The sequence below is a fragment of the Clostridioides sp. ZZV14-6154 genome (assembly GCF_020657785.1).
Classification (GTDB): Bacteria; Bacillota; Clostridia; order Peptostreptococcales; family Peptostreptococcaceae; genus Clostridioides.
On sequence record NZ_JAGWCY010000001.1, the window covers coordinates 735319 to 756996 of the forward strand.

At 27.0% G+C, this 21678-nt stretch carries 19 protein-coding genes; 3 read left to right on the forward strand and 16 right to left on the reverse strand.

All coding sequences use genetic code 11. The features are described 5' to 3' along the window. Positions 1 to 18: 18 nt before the first annotated feature. The 10 genes from KGF45_RS03705 to KGF45_RS03750 form a co-directional block, all read right to left on the reverse strand. The gene (locus KGF45_RS03705) at positions 19 to 2091 is read right to left on the reverse strand and encodes an ABC transporter permease subunit/CPBP intramembrane protease (protein WP_227841875.1); all 2073 of its coding nucleotides are present in this window, start codon (positions 2089 to 2091) and stop codon (positions 19 to 21) included. Continuing rightward, on the reverse strand, positions 2092 to 2886 hold the full coding sequence (locus tag KGF45_RS03710) for an ABC transporter ATP-binding protein (protein WP_227830478.1): 795 nt from the start codon (positions 2884 to 2886) through the stop codon (positions 2092 to 2094). Between the two features lie 281 nt (positions 2887 to 3167). Further along, positions 3168 to 4292 (reverse strand): metal-dependent hydrolase family protein, encoded by a 1125-nt coding sequence (locus KGF45_RS03715; protein ID WP_227830477.1) that lies wholly within the window; start codon positions 4290 to 4292, stop codon positions 3168 to 3170. A 144-nt stretch (positions 4293 to 4436) separates the two neighbouring features. Further along, the gene (tnpB, locus tag KGF45_RS03720; RefSeq protein ID WP_227841876.1) at positions 4437 to 5546 is read right to left on the reverse strand and encodes an IS200/IS605 family element RNA-guided endonuclease TnpB; all 1110 of its coding nucleotides are present in this window, start codon (positions 5544 to 5546) and stop codon (positions 4437 to 4439) included. Between the two features lie 1022 nt (positions 5547 to 6568). Continuing rightward, positions 6569 to 7837: a hypothetical protein gene (locus tag KGF45_RS03725; protein ID WP_227827468.1), complete on the reverse strand. Its 1269-nt coding sequence runs from the start codon at positions 7835 to 7837 to the stop codon at positions 6569 to 6571. 11 nt (positions 7838 to 7848) lie between these two features. Further along, entirely contained in the window at positions 7849 to 8661 is an 813-nt protein-coding gene (locus tag KGF45_RS03730) for a hypothetical protein (protein WP_227827467.1), read from the reverse strand. An 8-nt stretch (positions 8662 to 8669) separates the two neighbouring features. Continuing rightward, on the reverse strand, positions 8670 to 9881 hold the full coding sequence (locus KGF45_RS03735) for a hypothetical protein (RefSeq protein ID WP_227827466.1): 1212 nt from the start codon (positions 9879 to 9881) through the stop codon (positions 8670 to 8672). Positions 9882 to 9891: 10 nt separating this feature from the next. Next, positions 9892 to 10716: an ABC transporter permease gene (locus KGF45_RS03740; RefSeq protein ID WP_227827465.1), complete on the reverse strand. Its 825-nt coding sequence runs from the start codon at positions 10714 to 10716 to the stop codon at positions 9892 to 9894. After that, positions 10709 to 11425, reverse strand: coding sequence for an ABC transporter ATP-binding protein (locus KGF45_RS03745; RefSeq protein WP_227827464.1), 717 nt, complete (start codon positions 11423 to 11425; stop codon positions 10709 to 10711). The genes KGF45_RS03740 and KGF45_RS03745 overlap by 8 nt, the downstream gene beginning before the upstream one ends. A gap of 72 nt (positions 11426 to 11497) precedes the next feature. Further along, positions 11498 to 11854 carry a GntR family transcriptional regulator gene (locus KGF45_RS03750; protein ID WP_227433053.1) on the reverse strand — a complete coding sequence of 119 codons (357 nt, stop codon included), beginning with the start codon at positions 11852 to 11854 and terminating at the stop codon, positions 11498 to 11500. Between the two features lie 357 nt (positions 11855 to 12211). On the opposite strand from KGF45_RS03750, the gene KGF45_RS03755 reads away from it, so the two are divergent. Genes KGF45_RS03755 through KGF45_RS03765 form a run of 3 tightly spaced genes read left to right on the forward strand, consistent with a single transcriptional unit; the run spans position 12212 to position 14379 of the window. Further along, positions 12212 to 12670, forward strand: coding sequence for a GyrI-like domain-containing protein (locus KGF45_RS03755; RefSeq protein ID WP_227827463.1), 459 nt, complete (start codon positions 12212 to 12214; stop codon positions 12668 to 12670). Positions 12671 to 12673: 3 nt separating this feature from the next. Beyond that, positions 12674 to 13636 (forward strand): ABC transporter ATP-binding protein, encoded by a 963-nt coding sequence (locus tag KGF45_RS03760; RefSeq protein ID WP_227840905.1) that lies wholly within the window; start codon positions 12674 to 12676, stop codon positions 13634 to 13636. Beyond that, entirely contained in the window at positions 13630 to 14379 is a 750-nt protein-coding gene (locus KGF45_RS03765) for an ABC transporter permease (RefSeq protein WP_227840906.1), read from the forward strand. The genes KGF45_RS03760 and KGF45_RS03765 overlap by 7 nt, the downstream gene beginning before the upstream one ends. A 195-nt stretch (positions 14380 to 14574) precedes the next feature. Here the strand turns inward: KGF45_RS03765 and KGF45_RS03770 are convergent, their stop codons facing one another. The 6 genes from KGF45_RS03770 to KGF45_RS03795 all read right to left on the reverse strand — a co-directional run bounded on the left by KGF45_RS03770 (position 14575) and on the right by KGF45_RS03795 (position 21097). Next, on the reverse strand, positions 14575 to 15630 hold the full coding sequence (locus KGF45_RS03770; RefSeq protein WP_227827460.1) for an SIS domain-containing protein: 1056 nt from the start codon (positions 15628 to 15630) through the stop codon (positions 14575 to 14577). Between the two features lie 48 nt (positions 15631 to 15678). Continuing rightward, on the reverse strand, positions 15679 to 16479 hold the full coding sequence (locus KGF45_RS03775; protein WP_227827459.1) for a PTS system mannose/fructose/sorbose family transporter subunit IID: 801 nt from the start codon (positions 16477 to 16479) through the stop codon (positions 15679 to 15681). Next, complete coding sequence (locus KGF45_RS03780) at positions 16472 to 17263, reverse strand: PTS mannose/fructose/sorbose/N-acetylgalactosamine transporter subunit IIC (protein ID WP_227827458.1); 792 nt, start codon at positions 17261 to 17263, stop codon at positions 16472 to 16474. Before KGF45_RS03780 ends, KGF45_RS03775 begins: the two co-directional genes overlap by 8 nt. A gap of 28 nt (positions 17264 to 17291) precedes the next feature. Then, entirely contained in the window at positions 17292 to 17714 is a 423-nt protein-coding gene (locus KGF45_RS03785) for a PTS sugar transporter subunit IIA (protein ID WP_227827457.1), read from the reverse strand. 15 nt (positions 17715 to 17729) lie between these two features. Further along, complete coding sequence (locus tag KGF45_RS03790; protein ID WP_227827456.1) at positions 17730 to 18209, reverse strand: PTS sugar transporter subunit IIB; 480 nt, start codon at positions 18207 to 18209, stop codon at positions 17730 to 17732. Between the two features lie 131 nt (positions 18210 to 18340). Then, entirely contained in the window at positions 18341 to 21097 is a 2757-nt protein-coding gene (locus KGF45_RS03795) for a sigma 54-interacting transcriptional regulator (protein ID WP_227827455.1), read from the reverse strand. Between the last annotated feature and the right edge of the window lie 581 nt (positions 21098 to 21678).

The following is a 21678-nucleotide window of genomic DNA, read 5'->3' on the forward strand; positions in this document are numbered from 1 at the left end:
TATTTAAGAAATTTATATTTAATTTTTTAAATCTTTTCTATATAAAAGTCTCCTTCCTAATATAACCAATATAAAACTTATTACAAGAATTAAAACAAATTTAAACATATTTAAATTTGAAAAATCAACCTCAATAAACTTATATAAATTAGCTATATTTCCTGTTGCATAATGATTTACTATAACTGCTACACTATTATTTAAGAAATGTAATAACATTGATACAAATATAGAGCCCGACTTATATACACTGTATGCAAATATGATTCCTAATATTGATGTTGGAATTATTCTTATAAAATCCATATGCATAATACCAAACAATACTCCACTACAGATTATTGCTAACTTTACAGACTTAACTCCATTTTTTGATTTACTAAATGCAGAAAATATAAAACCTCTAAAAAATATTTCTTCACATATAGCTGGTAATAATCCTATTATCAATAAATTCAATAAAAATTTATCCTTCATAAACAGAGATTTATTTAAACTCTCAGCCACTTCCATATTTTGAGGAAATAAAAATAAAATTAACTGAGTTATAATCATAATAATGATGTATCCACCAATCCAAAGAACAACTCCTCCTAAGAGATGTTTTAATGTTGGAATCTTTATACTAAATACTTCTCTAAAATCAGCTTTGATATAATATGCAAATATTAGTGGTAAAGCAATTATCATAACTTGTGTCATTACAATACCTGCTGTTCCAAATTTAATTTGAACCAAAGAACCAGCATAAATTAAAAGAACTAATCCTACTGCATACAAAATAATCCCATCACTCACAGTTGGTATAGACCCTTTTTTTATATTACATCTTTTCTCCAAGAAAGAAAAACTCTTACTATTTCCAAAAAGTATTTCTTCAGAATTAAACATTTTAGACAGAAGTATAATTGCCAATATAACAAAAGCTATATTCGATGTTAAAACTAGTGCTATCAGATTTAAATCACTTTTAAAAGATAATACACTTTTTATAAGTAATGATATATTTACCACAGGTATTACAGCTGTTACTCTATCCAATACTATATTTGGTATCATAGAAACATAAGATGGTATCATAATAACCAACATAAGAGGAGTTATATAGTTTTGAGCATCTTTAAAGCTTTTTGCTAGTGAACATACACACATACTTATTGCTGCAACTACCATTGAAAACAGACATACACATATTAAAGTAGTAGCAATTGGTAAAATTAAATCTCCATAATTAAAATTTCCAAAACCAAACTGGCTACTAAGACCCCCACTCACTAAAATAAATGCCATCGTTAAGCCCATAGATAAAATATTTAAAATTGCTGTTACTATTGCACTAAGGGAAACAGCCATATATTTTCCCATGACTAATTCTAAATTTGATATTGGGAGTGTAAATAAAGTTTCTAGTGTACCTCTTTCCTTTTCTCCAGCCATAACATCTATTGCTGGATATATTGAACCAAGCAAAACTCCTATTATTAATATAAATGGCAATATCTGTCCTAAGAAGTAGCCTGCTACTTCTTCTGTTTTTGCAACATCTATAGTACTGTACTTTATAGGTTCTAATGTACTTTGTACATCCAGTCCTTTTTCAGATAAAGTATTCTCTATAGTAAATCTCTTGTATTTATCTAAAACAGTTTCAATTCTTTTTACAGAGTTAGACGAATTTTCCTGAGATGAATTCATATATATTTTATAACTCGTAGATGATTGCTTTTCTTCTATTTTTATGTAAGCATCAATTTTATTTTCTTCTAAAGACTTCTTATAATTATCAACACTTAATATTTTTATTTTGCCTTTATCATTTGTAGTATCTTTATTAGTCCCAGTATCGCCCTCTAAATTATTCTCCTCTTCAATCATTGATACAAGCACTTTATTAGGTGTACTATCAAAAGCTATATTAATATCTTTACTATTCATACTATTTGCAGACATATTCATTACTTGAATCATCAACAACATAAGCAAAGGATATAAAAGAAGTGGTATAACAATCATCATAAATAAGGTCTTTTTGTCTCTTAGTATGTCTAACATTTCTTTTTTGAATATGTATTTTACAATTTTACTTCTCATCTAAACCTCCTCCATTCTAGAAAGATTTATAAACACATCTCTCAGATTATTTACTCCCGATTCTTCTTTTAAACTTTTCGGTGTTCCTGATGCAATTATTTTTCCATTATGAATCATTAAAATCTTATCACATAAAATTTCTGCTTCTTCCATATAATGAGTTGAATAAAGTACGGTTTTTCCTATTAACTTTTCGTTTTTCATAAAGTCTATTATAGATGCACTACTCAAAACGTCAAGACCTAATGTTGGTTCATCAAAAATATACACTTTTGGGGAATGTATTAAACAACGAGCTATAGATGTTCGCTGTGTCTGACCAGTTGATAGATTTTCAATTCTATTGTCTATAAATTCATTCATATCCATTACTTTTACAACATTTTTAATCGACTCTTCTATTTCTTCTTTTGTCATTTCATATAAACTTCCAAAAGTTGTTAAAAGTTCTCTAGGAGAAAGTCTTCCATATAGCTTTGTATTTCCAGATAGATATCCTATTTCTTTTTTTGCTGAATTTTTATCTATTGAATAATCATATCCAGAAACACTTATATTTCCTGATGTTGGTGTTAATATTCCTCCTAGCATTCTAAGTAAAGTTGTCTTTCCAGCACCATTTGGTCCTAATATTCCGACTATCTCACCTTCTTCAACACTAAAAGAAACATTATTTACAGCAAGAAAGTCTTCTTTTTTAGTTTTAATTTTCTTTAATTTTTTTATTGAACTTTTATTTTTATCATCTTTTATAACTCTTGTAAAAGATTTACATAACTTATCTACCTCTATCATTTACCAATTTGCTCCTTTCTTATTTATAGATATATTTATATAAATATAACATATAAACCTTTTTTATATACTATTTTTTATTTTAAAATATCTTATTTATAAAAACATATCTATTTACATGACAAATTATTACTTTTTATTCTTTTATAATATGTATTAACTAATAGATATAAAATAACATATTAATTTTTAAAGTATTAATAAATATTATCAATAAAAAAAGTGTCTCTAATCATTTAAAAATCTTTCAGACACTTTTTTCTAATTTCTCTTTTATTTTATTATCTAACTTTTTTACCAAGTTTAAATACTGCTAAAACATCTGACATTACATCTATATTATCTATAGGATTGCCATTTACAACTATCACATCTGCTTTCTTTCCTTTTTCTAAAGTTCCATAATTTTTATCAATTCTTAAAAGTTCAGATGCAGTTTTTGTAGCTGCTACTATTACATCCATATTATCCATACCATAATCTGACATTAACTTCATTTCATAATATGTCTTTCCATGTTCATTATAAGAAGTTCCTGCATCAGAACCAACTGCAATTTTAATTCCTTTTTTGTACGCTTTTAAGAATGATTCTTTATGTGGAATAGCAACAATTTCGCACTTTCTAAGAGTAGCCTCAGTTATTCCACTTTCTTTTCCTGCATTTAAAATAAAATATGGTGCAGCAACTGTTGGAACTAGATATGTTCCTCTTTCAAGCATCAAATCAATTATTTCATCATCTAAATAAACACCATGTTCTATAGAAGTGATTCCTGCAAGCACTGCATTTTTTATACCAGTTCTTCCTTGTGCATGTGTAGCAGTTATTTTCCCTGCTTTTATAGCTTCATCTATAGCAGCCTTCATTTCTTCTAAAGTCAATTGTGGTGAACCTGGCTCAACACCATCAGTTGTTACACCTCCAGTAGCCATTATCTTTACACAATCTACTCCATTTTTTAAAACTGTTCTAGCTGATTTTCTACATTCATCTACTCCATCACTTTCAATACCAAAATAGTATCCATGTCCTCCTGTCATACATATAACTGGACCTGAAGTAACTATACCAGGACCATCTATAGACCCTTTGTCTATAAGATTTTTAAGCTGCACATCCACATATTTTGGACAACCTAGACTTCTAATATATGTTACTCCTGAATCTAAATATGCATCAAGTTGTTTTATTGTATTTACCACAAGCTCTACATCAGATACGTTCTCATAATAAACTTTTGGATTTCCTACTGGCTCCATTGTCAAATGCACATGACAATTCATAATTCCTGGCATAACAGTTTTATCTAGGTAATCATATACATCATATCCACTTAAATCTTCTCTTATATTTTCAATTTCAAGTATAGTATCTTCATCAATAATTATACCTTTATCCTTCATAATACTATTTCCTGTTCCCTGAACCTCCTATGACTAAAGTCACAGAGTTCCTGCTTCATAGAATTTTGCATACTAAAATATGTCTTACCAATTCTCCACAGGCTATCCCCGTAGTTCCTACGGTTCTTACATAAATTATCTATTTTAAACTGTTATTAGTCTTAATCCTTCTTTTAGTATATTTATACTTGCATTTATATCTCTATCGTGAGTTATATTACAACAAGGACAAATCCATTCTCTTATATTTAAATTCTTAATTTCCTCATTTTTGTACCCACATTTATTGCATATTTGTGAACTTGCAAAGAATTTACCTACCTTTACAATTTGTCTACCATACCAATTAGCCTTGTATTCTAATTGACGAACAAATTCTGACCATGACACATCAGAAATAGAACGAGATAATTTACGATTTCTAGTCATATTCTTTACTTGTAAATCTTCTATGCAAATAATATCATTTTCTTGTATTAATTTAGTAGATAGTTTTTGTAGAAAATCCTTTCGCCTATTAGCTATATGTTCTTGAAGTCTTGCAACTTTTAATCTTGCTTTATTTCTATTTAAACTACCGATTGTTTTTCTCGATAATTCTCTTTGTAATTTAGCAAGTTTGTTTAATGACTTCTGAAGATACTTAGGATTTTCTATAAATTGTCCACAACTTGAGATACAAAATTCTTTAATTCCTAAATCTAAACCTATCTGATTATTAGTATTTTCAAATGCTTCAATATCTATATCTCTACAGCATAATGATACATAATATTTACCACTTGGTTCTTGAGATACAGTAGCATTAAGTATCCTCCCTTGAGGTACTTGTTTATCCCTTACTTTAACCATACCAAGTTTAGGTAATTTTATATATTGACTAAAGTACATAATATTTCCATTTGTAAAGTTAGTTCTATATGAAAATCTATTAGTTTTCTTTGATTTAAATTTGGGAAATCCTGCATTTTCTTTAAAGAATTTTTTATATGCGCTTTCTAAATCTTTTAAGGTGTTTTGTAGTGAAAATTTGTCAGGTTCTTTAAGCCACTCTAATTCTTTTTTTAAATCAGTCAAATCAGAACTGCACTGCTTATAAGTAAAAGTTTCTTTATTATTTTCATAAACTTCTATTTTTTTAGCAAGATATTTATTATATACAAATCTACAACATCCAAAAGTTTTGTTAATTAACTCTTGCTGTTTTTTATTTGGATACATTCTAAACTTATAAGCTTTTTCCACTACTACCACCTCACTTTACTTATTTTTTATGATTATATTAATACTGGATATCTATATTTTACACACCTTACTATATGGTATTGTACTAAATATGCATATCCCATGAGTCACTTCCATTTTTCATCACCCATAATAACATTAATAAATGTAATTATTTAAAACAAGCATTTTGAAGGTTTTTATATTTATTTCTAAATAACATATGTAAGAACCATAAGTCTTAACTTTTATCATTTTTGAGGTTGTCGTTCACATAAGTTCGCTATTACCTATGCAGTTCTCTTATGAACTTCTTACACTTTCATGCAAGCACAGACTATATCTTATCCTTCGGCATTATCCGTTAAGGTCTACCCACTTCCACTACCGATAGCTTGTAGTGTACTTCCCTCAAGAGGAATAGTCGTTGAAGTTTCTCCTATTCGGAGCTTACCTGCTGATTGCCCATTTTAAAGTACTTAGGGTTTAACCTTATACCATCTAACCAATTTTTTCTACTTTCGTAACTTTCACACTTAGGTTTATTTCATCCTTATGTTTTAGTTTGGTTAGCTTTAGGGGTTTCCAGCAATTCAAGTAGTATTGGATAGGTTCTATCCTATCTCTACATATAAGTTTCCCTATATGCTGACTATTTTAGCTACTAACTCATGACTAAAGTCACGAGTGTGCGTAGCTATTTTTTAATCAATTAAATTTCCTGCTTTTATATACTTTTTGCTCATTTTTAAATTCTCCCCCTTTTCAAGTATAATGTATTATTTATCTATTATTTTTAATATTCTAATAATTAATTTTACCACTATATTACTATCATTTCAAATTTAAGTGAATTAAATATCGAATTAAATTAAAGTATATTAGAATATTTATAATATGTAAAAAATATTATTCAGATTGCTTTTATATCAAAGATAAAAATAAGACAAGATAATCAAAATATACGTATAATTATCTTGCCTTATTTTTATTTATTCATTTTTATATAATAAAAGTATACCAATCTAAAGTTATAAGATTAATACTATTATTTAATTTGCTACAAAAAACAACTTGTCTTGTAAACTTACATCTCCATTTATCAATTCAGCTTCATATACTGTTTTTTTAAGACTCATATCAAATACTTGAAATTTTATTGGTTTAGTTCCAACTATATCAGAAGTAACTCCACTTCCTTTTTTCTCTCCTGAAATATTTTCCTTTACACTTGAAATAGAATATATTTTATCATCTAGCAACTTAACTTTTCTAACACCAGATAACGCTTCATCATAATTTACTTTTAAATTAAGCCTTTCATAATCTTCTAAATTAATCTCATTGGAATCAACACTATAAACAAGATTAATTATAGAACGACTTTTATCTGTAACTATAATATTTAGTTTGTTATCTCTAACAATATAGTCTAACTTTGTTTTACTTAATAAACCCCTTTCCCTTTGGTCAGCATTTTTTTCTTTATTTAAATTATCCATAAACTTATTACTTTTATTGAAAGAATTCTCTTCTATATCATATACAATAAAATCTGAATAATTATCATGACCTTCAATGTCACCATTTATATCTTTGTTATTTAACCTCTCCAAATAAAGTTTAGTTCCAATAGAAAATTTAATCTCGTTAATACTCTGTTGGTATTTGCTTTGCGAATTTAAATTAAATCTATTTAATAATTTATAGGATTTATTTTTTATGTCTATCTTTAATATACAAATATTATTGACTGTAGCACCTGAAACATTGGTTTCACTAATCACCATATATAAATTTCCCCTATATATTTGGTTAAAAACAGTTCGCCAGCTATTTTCTTTAAAATCAGATTTTTTTAAATCAATATCAAAATTTTCTTCTAAACCACTTTTTAAATTTTTATTTGAAACTTTTATATAATCATTTAAATTGTTTCTTTCATGTACTGAATTAGACTTAGTAGAAGTATATGCTACACCTATATTCAAATCATCTTTATATATAAATTCGCTTCCTTTATCATCAATAAAATCGCTGTATTTCTTATCAATATGCAAATAATCATTTCCAATTTTAGTTTTAGGATTTATATCATTTCTTGTCCCATTTTTACTTATGATTACTTCTTCATAAGTATATTTACTTATATTAGGTGTATATACTAAACTCACTCTTCCTATATCCTTTATATTGCCATTTAAAGTTCTTATAGATAATTTATTTTTATTAAGATAACTCAATATCAAAGCCATAATAATCATTGATAAACATACTGTTATAAAACATATTGTATATTTTCCTAATTTCTTTTCTCTCATATATACACCTCCTAAAAGTCAATTTTATTATTTAAAAGTTTATTAGACACAAAACTACATACAAATATACTCACACTTGAATATACTACAGTAAATACATTACTATATTCATAAGGTATAATAAATTCTACAAGAATTATAAATATTAGAATTTCTATAACTAAAAATAGAAAACTCATTAAAGCCCTCATCTTATACACAGATTTATTTATAAGAATTGATGTAAATACTACACATATAACTCCTATTAGTAAAAATACATATTCTACTAATAAGTTCTCAAAGCTGTATGGAAGTAAAATATTTAACTTATATATTGTTTCTTGTACAAAATTATAGTTTGTAATACTACCAAGCATATAATTCGGTAGTATCTTACTTGCAATAAATAAAGTTATAGTAAATAATATCGTGTAGCTATACACTAGAAACAATACATTTAATAATTTAGATATATAAATATTAATTTTATTTTTAGGAAGCATCATAAGTGTATATATAGATTTACTTTTCATATCAAAATCTCTATACCAAATAAAGAAAGCATAACAAATACACACAAATATACCAAACAAAAAACATGATTGTATAGAACCCATTATGTTTCCAAAACTTGAAAATCCCATGACACTTACTGTTTCTATTGTCTTTCCTACTTTTGATAACTGCTCAGTTTTTACTGCATTCTCTATTATATAATTATAATCATTTAAATTTTTCACTAGATTTAAAAATACAATCGAACAGCAACAAATGATTATAAATATATAATTTTTTATGTTTCTTTTTAAATCAAACTCAAATAACTTCATTAAATCTCTCATCAATTCACCTACTTTATTCCAAATTCTAAATTGCTATTTGAACTATTAAACTGTAATTCTCCCTTATACACTATTTCTTTCGAATTTTTATTTATTATATATAGGATAGTCTTATTGTCCCAAGGTAGTACGGGATTTATTTTTGATGTACATACAATGATTTTATTTGAATCAATTTCAATGTTTCTAATGCTTCTTTCTTCTTTTTCATCCAAAACATATTTATCTTCAACTAAACCGCCATCTAGTATGTTATAAGTTATTAAATTTATCTCTTTACTTTTATTGGCATTATCTCTTTCTGACATTATCATATATAATTTACTATCTTTTAGCTTTGCTTTTTCCAAAGACATTCTATCATAACTTTTTAATTCTATTATGTTATCTTTATTCTCTTCAACATTATACTCAAGTAAATTTAGCTTAGAAGCAACATCGTCCCATGTATTTGCATTTATTGCTTCTATCAAAATATACATTTTATCTCCATCTTTACTAGAATAGCTTACATCAATACTTTGTATATTGTTGTATTTTTCAAAAAGATACTTGCTTATATTTATACTTTTTATCGTCTCTATTTTTTTATTTTTAGTATTAATCTTTATTATATCTATAGTACTCAAAGCTTCTTCATCTTTTTCTGATGAGTCACTTGGAGCATAAAGCACAGACACATATAAGTCTTTTTTGTATCTTTTTGATGATAGTACTTTTACATGATACTCATCGATATCTTTATCTACTTTATATCTCGTTCTTATAAAGTTGTTCATATCTAGTTTTTCATATTCAATTTTTTTATCACTTCCTTCTGACATAAATACACCTTTTTCTAGGTCTTCTTTTTTCTCATCTATGACAAAATTTATCCCTCTTGAATTAGATTTAGAATCATCATTTATTTCAAAACCAACATGAGCTATTGAATCCAAACCACTAGAGACATCGATTAGATTATTCGTATTCTCACTCTCTTTTATTGATTTTAATAATTCTGTTTTTTTAGTTTTATTACTTCCATTTATTATATATCTTGAATTTATATATCCATTAAAATCATATCCAAAATCTATGTTTATATAGTCCAATTCATCTGGGTCACCTTTTATAGTTTTTATACTTAAATTGTTTTCATTGTTCAATATGTCTATACTAAAATATATTGCTACTGCTAAAAATATAATAAGTATAGATACTTTAGATTTTAATTTCATGACACACCTCCTAAACAGACAACTTCTTATTTATTAAAAAATAAGAGATTCCATTTAAAATAAACATTATAACTATAAAACTTAATACATAATTACCTAAAGAATTAAGTTGTGTTCCAACAAATCCATAATACTTTCTAAACAAACTAATTATATTTATATACACTGTTGAAAAATATAGCCCTGCCAAAATTATCAAGGTAATTAAAATCACATAAAGTTTACCTCTGTAAGAAAATGTGAATAATATACAACAATTTAAAAAAGAAATAGCTAAAAGCAGTAAAATCACATAAATTGTTATAAAAGAAACAAAATCGATTGGAATACTTTTTAAATTTAAATAATATAAATCCTGAGCAAAGGACATATTAACTATTGGAATATTTCTAAAAATAAAATTAAATATATATTTACATATAAATAATGTTGCTATCTGACTTATCAAAAAACCATATACCATTGTTATCAAAGCTATTGACTTAGATATGCAAAGCTTAAATTTATCCTGCGGTAACATCATTAAAGTATAAATACTTTGATTTTTAGAAAAGAAATCTCTTTTCCACATAAAAATATAGTATGTAAACATTCCCAATATTCCGTACAGTAAAATTATTTGGATACATCTAAGATTCCCAATTACACCTATTCCATAAAATACACCTCCAAAATCCTCTATTGCTAAGTTTATAATAAATTTAGAGTTCTTAAATTTAATAATTTCAAATAAATTTAAACACAGTGTAATTAAAGATAAAAAAGATATATAAGCTATATAAAACCTCTTATTTCTCCTTAAATCTACATTTATTAGACATAGAAGCTTATTCATTCTTATATACCTCCCTCATTTTATCTAATATAGACTTACCCTCTCTTTCTCTTAAATCTTCTGCATTAAATGATGTTATTATTTTACCTTCATCAAGAATTATAACTTCATCAACTAGGCTTTCTATTTCTACTATCTCATGAGTTGTTATAATAATAGCTTGATTTTCTTTCATATATTGTGCTATTACCCCTATAAATTCTTCTCTTTTAAACAAGTCAATCCCTGTGAATGGTTCATCAAGTAATATATAGTCTGGGTCTTGACAAAATCCAAGTATTAATTTTACTCTTGCAATATTTCCTTTAGATAAATTGTCAATTACTTCATTTTCATTCAGTTTAAATATATCCATCATTTCTTTTGATTTTTCTTTATTCCATCTTGGATAAAAAATTTCCATCAATTCAAATGACTCTTTTATTGTTGTATTACTAAAGTGAGATTCTACATCTGGAACAAATGCAAGTTTATTATATATGTTTTTATTCATTTTTTCTCCATCTATTAAAATCTCTCCACTGTCAATTTTTATAAGTCCTGCTATTGCTTTTAATACTGTTGACTTACCAACACCATTTATCCCAAGTAAAGCTGTTATTTTTCCTTTTTCAATATTAAAGCTTACATTCTTTAAAGCCTCTATTTTTTTTACTTTTAGCCCTTGCATTCTTTTATATGTTTTACTTACATTTTTAATTTCTATCATATTAGTGTCCTCCATATTTAATATGCTTGTACAATTAACCTTATAAGTTAAGTGTTTATATTTATTAAAAAACTAATATCTATCTTCTATTATCTTTAAAACTTCTTCTTTAGTAACATTTATCGCCTTCATATCTTCTATAAATACAACTAAAGATTCATTTATTAGCTCTAGTTTTAGATTTTTTAATATATTTTCATCAACTGTCACGCTACTCTGATAGTTTTTAAAAGTATTTATTATATTCATATCACCCATCTCCTTATATGCTCTTTGAACAGTATTTAAATTTACTTTTAAATTAAGTGCCATTTCTCTTCTTGATGGTATTGTTTCTCCTGGTTTTAATTCTCCGGTTACTATTTGTCTCTTTATATGCTTTATTATTTGCAAATAAATGGGAGATGTATTATCTAATTCAAAATTCATACTTCCTCCTATTCTAGTGTATTAATACGATAATACACTTTTTCTAAAAAAATACATTCCTACTTTAAATTTCATTTTATATTTCATTAAGTGTATTATACGATTAATACACTTGATTTGTAAACACTTTTTTATAAATTCTTTGATTTTAATTTATTAAATCATTGAAATCAAAATTCAAATAATAAGTTTACAAAATCGAGCATCAAATGAGAGGATATATATTTTATGTTATGTTAGACTTGAAAACAAGCAAACAAGGTAAGGTTATCTCATCAACGAATCAAAAATCTTATATTGTACTAATACTTAATGGATTAATGAAATCATTATAAACATACTTAGGGAGGAAAACAAATGAATTATAAAATTGAAATTAAAAACATCGAATCAGTCACAGCAGCTACTATGAGTTACAATGGACCTATGACTGAAGCAACAAAATATTTTCCAAATGTATTTAAATCTATAAAAGGAAAATCAAATGGTGCACCATTCTTCTGCTACCATAATGTTGACCAAGAAACTGGCATAGGAAAAATGGAGTTATGTGTACCAACTGCTGAAACTCCAAATCGTATGGGTGTAACAATAAAAGAGTTTCCTAAAACAAAAGCTTTGTTTTTTACCCACATGGGTTCATATAGTAATTTGCCAAAAACATATGAAATGATATTTAAATATATTCATGAAAATAATCTAACGATACAAACTCCTTGGAGAGAAGTATTTATTAAAGGACCAGGTATGCTAATAAAAGGTAATCCAGATAAATATATTACAGAAATCATATTTCCACTTAAAGAGGAGGAATAATATATGTTGGCAATCGAAATCAACAATTTAGTAAAAGAATATAAAAATGGTGTAAAAGCTTTAAATGGTCTAAGTTTTAGTGTAAAGGCTGGAGAAATCTTTTCTTTGCTTGGTCCAAATGGTGCTGGTAAATCTTCGCTTATCAATATTTTGACCACTTTTTACAAACCTACAGCTGGTAATGTAACAATGTTTGGAAAAGATTTAATAAATAATCCATCTTGGATACGCACTCAAATTGCTTGTGTAGCACAACAAATATCTATTGATGAACACCTGTCTCTTATGGAAAACATGCTATTCCAAAGTAAAATGTATAAAGTGGAACCACAAGTTGCAAAAGAAAGAATAAACTCTTTAATTGAAAAATTTGAGTTAACTAGTTACTTAAAGTATCCTACCTCATCTTATTCTGGTGGAGTAAAACGTAGATTAGATATAGCTATGAATATGGTGTCATCTCCTAAAATTCTATTTTTAGATGAACCTACTGTTGGTATGGATGTAGATTCAAGAAAAGCTATGTGGGATATGCTACTAAAAATTAGAGATGAATATGGTACAACTATTTTTCTAACTACTCATTATCTTGAAGAAGCTGAACAACTAAGTGATAATATCTGTATTATGAAAAATGGAAAAGATTTGGCACAAGGAACACCATCTAGTTTGCGTAGTTATATTAAGCAAAACATACTTCGTATCGTATTTCATGATAATGAAGATATAAAAAAATATAAAAATGATATTAAAAATACTTGCTTAGTTAAATTTATGAATGTACGAGGAAATTCACTTTTTATAAGTGTAGAAGATAGTAGAACTGCACTTACTTCAATAAATAAATTTCTTTTAGAGCATAATATAAAGTTTGATGCAATAGAAATTGTAGAACCAAGTCTTGAAGATGTTTTTTTAGCATTAACAAGTTCTAAAAAGGATTCAAAGGAGGAATGGAAATGTTAAATATCTTATGGCGTAATATGAAATGGCGTTTTAAAAATCCAATTTCATTTGTAGTTACTATATTACAACCTCTTCTTTGGCTTGTACTTTATAGCTCTGTCGCAAACCAAACTATGAGTGATATGAATATTGATAATTATACAGCTTTTATACTTCCAGGTATAATTGTATTGGTTATCTTTTCATCATGTAGTAGTGGTGGTATCATCAATTTTATAATGAAAAATAGCGGAAGTTTTTATAGAGTTTTAATTGCACCTATTAGTAGATATTCCATTGTCTTTGGTCAGTTACTAGAAGCTATCCTAGTGTCTTTTATTGAAGTAGCAATTTTATGCATAGTAAGCATATTCTTTTCAGTAAAAATAGCATCTGGTATTGGTGGAATTGCTATAATGATAGTATTGATATTTATGACAGCCTTTTTTTTATCAAGTCTTGCTTATGCTATAAGCCTATTATTACCAAATGAAATAATTTATGAAACAATTATGACTGCCATTGTACTTCCTATTTTCTTTTTAAGCTCTGCTCTCTTCCCTGTTGAAGATTTATCTGGAGGATTAAAAATAGCAGTTATGCTCAATCCATTTACCCATGTTATTAATACTTTACGTAGCCTAATATTTGGTAAAACTATTCTGGTTGGAGATATACTACCTGTTATAGTGTTATTTTTAATATTATGTTGTGGAAGTTTCGCACTTGCTATGTGGAGACTAAAAAAAGAAATGGTAAGTTAATTTTTGAAGATAATGTGTGTAGATTTGTAAAAAACTAATCTATTATATATACACTAAAGATACACTAAAAAAGGTGGTGTTCCAAAATGATTAATTAAAATCATTTTGAGACACTACCTTTATAATTCATGCTACTTAAGTGTATATTTATAAATTTATACAAGAAACTATAAACTAAAGTACTTATATGTATAATTACTTATTAAACTTCTTACTACCTAACTTCATGTGGAACTTAGTATCTTTTGGAATGCTTGGGTTTATACCTCTTAATGTAGGTATTTCTCCACATATCAATTGTATAGGTACTATGAAGTTAAACGTTTGATAGTAAGGGTTATCTATAATATTTGCCTTTAAATTTTTGTCTTCTTCTGCAACATCTCTACCTATGACAAATACATTGTCTGTCCATCCAGAAAGTACTTCAACCATCTTAGTTACTCTAGGCTCTTTCCCTGTATCTAGTATAAATATAGTAGAATCACTATTTATAGCATTGTACACACCATGTATGAACTCTTCAAACTCATATCCAGTTACAGGTATTCTCATTGTCTCTAATAATTTTAATGCTGACTCTAATGTATCTCCATATATATCAGAGTTGCCTACTATTCTTATTTCTTTAGCGTTAACTAGCTTTTCTTTGTTTCTTTCAATCCATTGTTCAGATGATTTATATACTGATTCAAATCTATCTATTGCATCTAATATCTTATTTATCTCTTCATTGTACTTTTCACTAGATATTATTCCTTTTTCTCTAGCTATTTGAAGACCTAATAACATTAAATTTAACTTTGTGCAATAAAAGCCTTTTGTTTTCGCACCAGATTTTTCTTCACCACAATTCACTGTTAATATATAGTCAGAAATCTCATCTATCAGAGCATTTTTACAACCCGCCATAGATGCTATTTTACAACCTTTGTCTTCAGCTAACTTCATAGCATTATATACAGAATAACTACTTCCACCTTGAGATATTCCTACTACCAAAGTATTTTTATTATCAAATTTAAACGTATCTTCAGTTATCATAAATGGATACTTTTCTACAACATCTATGTCTAATAAATTTTGTAAATATGGTTGTACTTGCAATCCTGAGTGGTAACTAGTACCTGAACCTGTTATTATAATCTTTTTTATATCTTCTTTCTTAATTTCATTAAATAAATTATCTGCATTAGATATCATTTCTCTCATTTTAACTGGTGTTTCTAACATATAATCTTGTATTCTCATTTTGTATGCCTTCCTTATTCATATATTCAATAAATTATAATTTTGTTTCTATAATAATCCTATTGCATGTAAAGCAATTCCTCCCACTATAATGCCTAGAGTTAACTTTGTTACACTTACCTTTCGCTTTAACATGTAATATATTACAAATGCAAAAGTTAAAGGCAACATATTAGGTATTATTTTATCTAATATATCTTGTAAAACCACTTCTGCACCATTTAAATTAAATTTTAATGGAGTGGTTATACTTAACATTGTTGCAACCATTCCTCCTACAACAAATAAACCAACAGTTGTAGCCATAGACATTATTTTCTCCATAAGCCCTTCTCTTTGTATTCTTTCAAGGGAATTTACCCCGACTTTATATCCATATTTAAGTCCAAGTATTCTTAGAGCAAATGCTGGGATATTGTACAATAGTAAGAATAATAGTGGTCCAAATATATTTCCTTCTTTTGCAAGTGATACTCCTATTCCAGCCGCTATAATTCTAAATGTTCCCCAAAACAGCGAATCCCCAATTCCTGCAAGAGGTCCCATAAGAGCTGTTTTAACAGCACTAATTGAACTTTCATCAAATTCTGGATTATTAGCATTTTCCTCTTCCATAGCTGCTGTTATACCTAATATAGCAGGAACTACTACTGTGGTTGTATTAAACATCTCTAAATGTCTTTCTATTGCTTTTGCTTGATTTTCTTTTTTATTATATAACTTCTTTATTGCAGGTAACATTGCATAGCAGTAACCTAAGTTTTGCATTCTTTCATAATTGAATGCACCTTGAAGAGCAAATGAACGCCAAAACATACTTCTTAATTCTTTTTTTGTTAGTTTATTCAAAGTCAATCTCTCCTTCCGTTAAAATATTAGTTGCTACTTGAGGATTTTGACTATTTTCTTTGTTATTAATATAAAAGTTTAATATAACTGCTACACAGACTCCAAACAACGCTATTGCAGTTATATCTAGTCCAACATAAGATGCTAGGAGGAATCCTATAAAGAAAAATACAGACATCTTTTTTGAAAGTAACATATCCATAAGTAGTGCAAATCCTACTGCTGGTAACAATGTTCCTGCAACACCTAATCCGTCTAGTATAACTTTAGGTATTGCATTTATTAATGTTGTAACTTTATCAGCACCAATCATAATTGCTAAAAATGTTGGAACTGATGTACTTAAAAAGAATAATACTACTGGCACCCACATCATTATGGTAACCTTTTTAAAGTCAGCTTGTTTAGCATAGAAAACTGCCTTTTGAGAAAAATATGAGTTTACTATTCTAACTAATACTCCAAGAGATTGTGCTAAGACTGCTACTGGCACTGCTACAGCTAGAGCAACTTCTGCACCATTTCCTGATAATATAGCAAAAGCTGTACCTAATACACCACCTGTTACTACATCTGGAGGAGTAGCTGCACCTATTCCTGCAATTCCCATCCAAATTAATTCAAGTTGTGCACCAATCATAATTCCTGACTTTATATCTCCTAAAACTAATCCTACTAATGCCCCTGTAACTATTGGTCTATCAAACATAGATTGACCAAATATACGTCCATCTAATATACCAAAGCCTGCTATAATAGCTAACATAATAGCTTGTACTAACATAGTGAACCTCCCTCTTAATTTACATTAATTACATCACATTCTTGATTTCATTTTTATTTTCTAATAATTCATTTACATGAACAATTCCATTTCTCGCTTCCTCTAAACCCGATTTAGCTAATAGCTTTACATCCTCTTCTGGTGATAAAAGAATAGCCAAAAGCATTGGTAAATTTACTCCTGTTAATAACTCAAATTTAAACCCCTGCAAAAGTAAATTAGTACATATGTTTGCTACACTTCCACCAAATATATCTGTTAGTATGATAAGTTCTCCATTATCTTTGTTATTTGATAATATACTTATCATTTCTTTCTCAGCATCGTCTGCTGATTTATCTTTTGTCATACAAAAGTACTCAACATTACTTAATGAACCAATTATTAATTTACTTGTCTCAACAAGCTCCTTAGACAATTCTCCATGTGTTGCAATTAAAAAATTTTTCATTTTCTTTCTCCCAAATTATTTTATTAAGTCTGATAATTTTTTCTTTTTGTCTCTAGGTAACATTCTAAATTCTATATCAATTCCTAAATCAGCTATTTCTTTAAAATTTTTTATATCATTATCATCAACAGCAACTAAGTCTGTCAGCTTCTTCTTTCCTTCTTCGTATCTTAATCCACCTACATTTATTTCTTTTAAAACTCCTCCTGAGTTTTTAGCTACATCTAAAGCATCTTTTGTATTTTTTACCAATACTAATACATTACTTTTCTTTGAAGAAGCAAATTTTTCTACTATTTCTCCAGATTCCTCTATCCCCCTTATATATAAAGTTACATTACTAGGCTTAGCTAAATTTAATGACATGGCTTTCATTTGATCGTTTTTTGCTTCATCATTTGCAACTAATATTACATTTATACCTAGTGATGTTGTCCATCCATATGCCACCTGCCCATGTATTAGTCTGTCATCAATCCTCATTAAAGATATCATTTTCCTCAAATCCTCCATTATATATTAAAATTTTTATTTTTTATCCTCTTGTTTACTTATAAAAGCAAAAAGCATGCCAACTAGTGGCATACTTTTTTTAATTTTATTTATTTATTTTTTAATACTGTATTTTACTGAAGTGGTCCATAAATAATATTATAGATGTATCCTATTTCTGAAATAGATATATGCACACTATAACTCTTTTCTAGCACACTAAATGCATTTTTTATTAGTTTAACTTCACTGTGATGGTTTTTAATTAATAAATTCATATCAGTATACTCTTCAATCTCAGCTTGTCTAACTAATCTTTCAATCATACAACTTAAGTGAACATATAAAGCAATTTTTTTATCATTAGGAAGCTTTTTCTTTTGATTATTTTCTATAGCGTTGATTCCTTCTTCTATTCTCTCTATTATTTTTTTTGAGTCTAAAATAGTCAGACTATCTATTACTCTAGTCAAAGAAAAATTCTTTATGATAGAATCATTTATGTTTTTGATTTTTTCACTTTCTACTACTTTACTAAATATTCTAAAGACATCCTCTTCTCCTTTTCCTGATATTATATCCTCTAACAGTATGAAATCTACTCCATTTACATTTGGATTAGCAGTTCCTACTATGGCCAATACATCATACATCTTAAAAATTGGATCTTTACCTCCCATAAAAACAAGACTCTCATAATCATGAGGTATTATCTTAACATCGACTATACCAATTAAACTTTCTGAAAGTAGATGTTGGATTTTTATAGCAGTACCTATCCCAGTAAAACAAGAAGATACTATAGCATACTCCTTATTTTTTTGAGGATAATACAATTGTATATTGGGTTTAATTTCTTCATCCATAATTTCTGCAATATCTTCAATATTTTTACCTTGCATTAGTAAGTTGCCTACCTCTAATGCAGAAATAGTGGATATTTGGTCTATAAACAACATTGGACTATTTATTTTGCTCTTTAAATCTTCATATATCAGATTAAGAGAGCCCATATCAAATAACACAACTAGTCCATTTTTTATCCTATCTCCTTCCAAGTATCTAGACATTTGATTTGATACATCAGCAATTGTCGAATCTATTGGCATATCAATAGCTGTAAATACATTTTTACCCAACATACGATTACATACATTTGCCATACTACTAGCAGTAGCATACCCATGTGCTATAATCATTGCATTAACTTTATTAGACTTCATTCTTATAACGGTTGACTTAATAAATATAATCATTATAATTATATCTACATTATTAAGGTACATATCCAATCTATTTGCTATTAATGTCGATACTTTATTTACTATAGAGTATTCTTTGTAATTCTCTTTTTTTAAATATGTTAGTAATTTACTTTGTAAGATTTTACATTCATCAGACAATTGATAAGACTCATCCTTCAAATAAAGATACGAAGAAAATGCTAATACATTATTCCCATCATATTTTATATTGTTGTTAACTTCTAAATTTCTAAATATGTCCTGCATTATAGATATTATAAGCTCCATAAGTACATTTTTATTTTCATCATTATTTGAAAAAACTAAGTTATCCATTAATCTAATCATTAAGTTGGAGCTCTTTTCACTAAATAACTCTTTCGTTATTTCTTTTTTTTCTAGTCTATCAAAATAATCTAAACACTTTATAAGACTTTGATATATTATATTTCTTTTATTTCCTTCATTTGATGTCTCAATATTAAATTGTTTAGGAGAAAACACAATACTTTTGCTTTTAGCACTTTGGAACTGAAATATATCTACATTTTCTATATAAATATTTCTAGGAAGGTCTTGAAGTGTAACAAAAATATTTCCATTTCTTTTTTGATTTTTTGCATATGCCCTTCCACATGCATATTTTATTACATTTTTACATTCACCTATATTACCTTTGAATTTTATCTTTAAAATTGTATTTAATGTAATTTGAGTTATCTCTATGGGTAAACCAAGCACCTTACTTTCCTCATATATAAAATGTTCTATAATCTTCCTTTTTTCAATAGTTCCTCTTTCCTCTATATTTGGAACATAAATATTTATAGGTATTCTTCTTAAAAAAGTCTGCAAAAACTCAGATAAGCTTTCTGTTGTAGCAAATACTAGTCTTACCTTAGCACTTCTATTTACTCCATTCTCTCCAATTCTAGAAAATGTACCTGTATCCATAAATGTAAATAACTTTTCCTGACCTTCACTGTTTAATCTATGTACCTCATCTAAAAATAATATACCACCATCAGATTTCTCTATTAACCCAGCTCTAGATTCATTTGCTCCAGTATAAGCTCCCTTGACATGTCCAAATAGTATACTTGATAATAACTCTGGATTATTATAATATTGTGCACAGTTTAGTACATTATATGGAGAATTTTTTTCTAATATATTACTACTTACACTATATTTATATATTACCTTCGCTAAAAAAGTTTTACCTACACCACTTTCGCCTGTTAGCATTATTGTAAGTCCATCATTTGGATAAAGTACAGCGGTTTTTATTTGTTCTATTGCCTCTTTTAGGCTACTTTCATGACCTATAATACTGTTAAATACAATTTCCTGCTTTAATAATTTACACTCATTATTAAGTTCATCAACACTTTCATAAATACTTTTTTTTGTAGGACCTATTGCATCATTTATCTTATTTTTTGGTAGAAAGATAACAGGTCTACTATTTATCTTTATAAGATTATCAGACTTTACCAAGTCATTTAATAATCGACTTGATTGAGTTCTACTTAAATTAAATTTTTTTACTATATCTTCTGTTACTATACCACTCTGGTTTTTAAGTTCATCAAAATTGTTAAATAATACCTTTTCATTTATAAAACGTAAAATCTCATTCTTCATAATCAACCTCCAATATAAATGTCAATAATACCAATGTATCATTTATATATTAGTGCAAATTTAGGAATAAAGTACATATAAAAACAACTCTATCTTTTTTAAGTAAGAGTAAAATTTTAAAATACTATACACATAAATATTATAGATAATGATAACATCATATTCTCCTTTATTAATTTTTCATCTAGAAATAATTTTTTCTAAGTTAATTATATATTAAGAATCTATAAAGATGAATAATTTAAATCAGCCTTGTTGAAAATAAAAAATTAGAAAAAAATTTCGATATATTTTTTTATTAAGAATATTCTATTAGACTTAAATTAATGATTTTAAATTTTATTTAGTATATAATAAATAAAAAGAATATTAATAGTTGATTAGAAAAAATTTGTAAAATCTTAAATTTTGATAGAAATATAAAAAGCTATGATTTTTATAAGGATAATATTTGTAACCTTAACATTAATAAATTTCAATTCTTCAAATTTTAATTCGAATATTATATCAGGATGTTTAATTTTTTCTGTACTCCTTTCATCATTTATTTTTGCTAAAGAATATAAAAAGTGAACTCTATA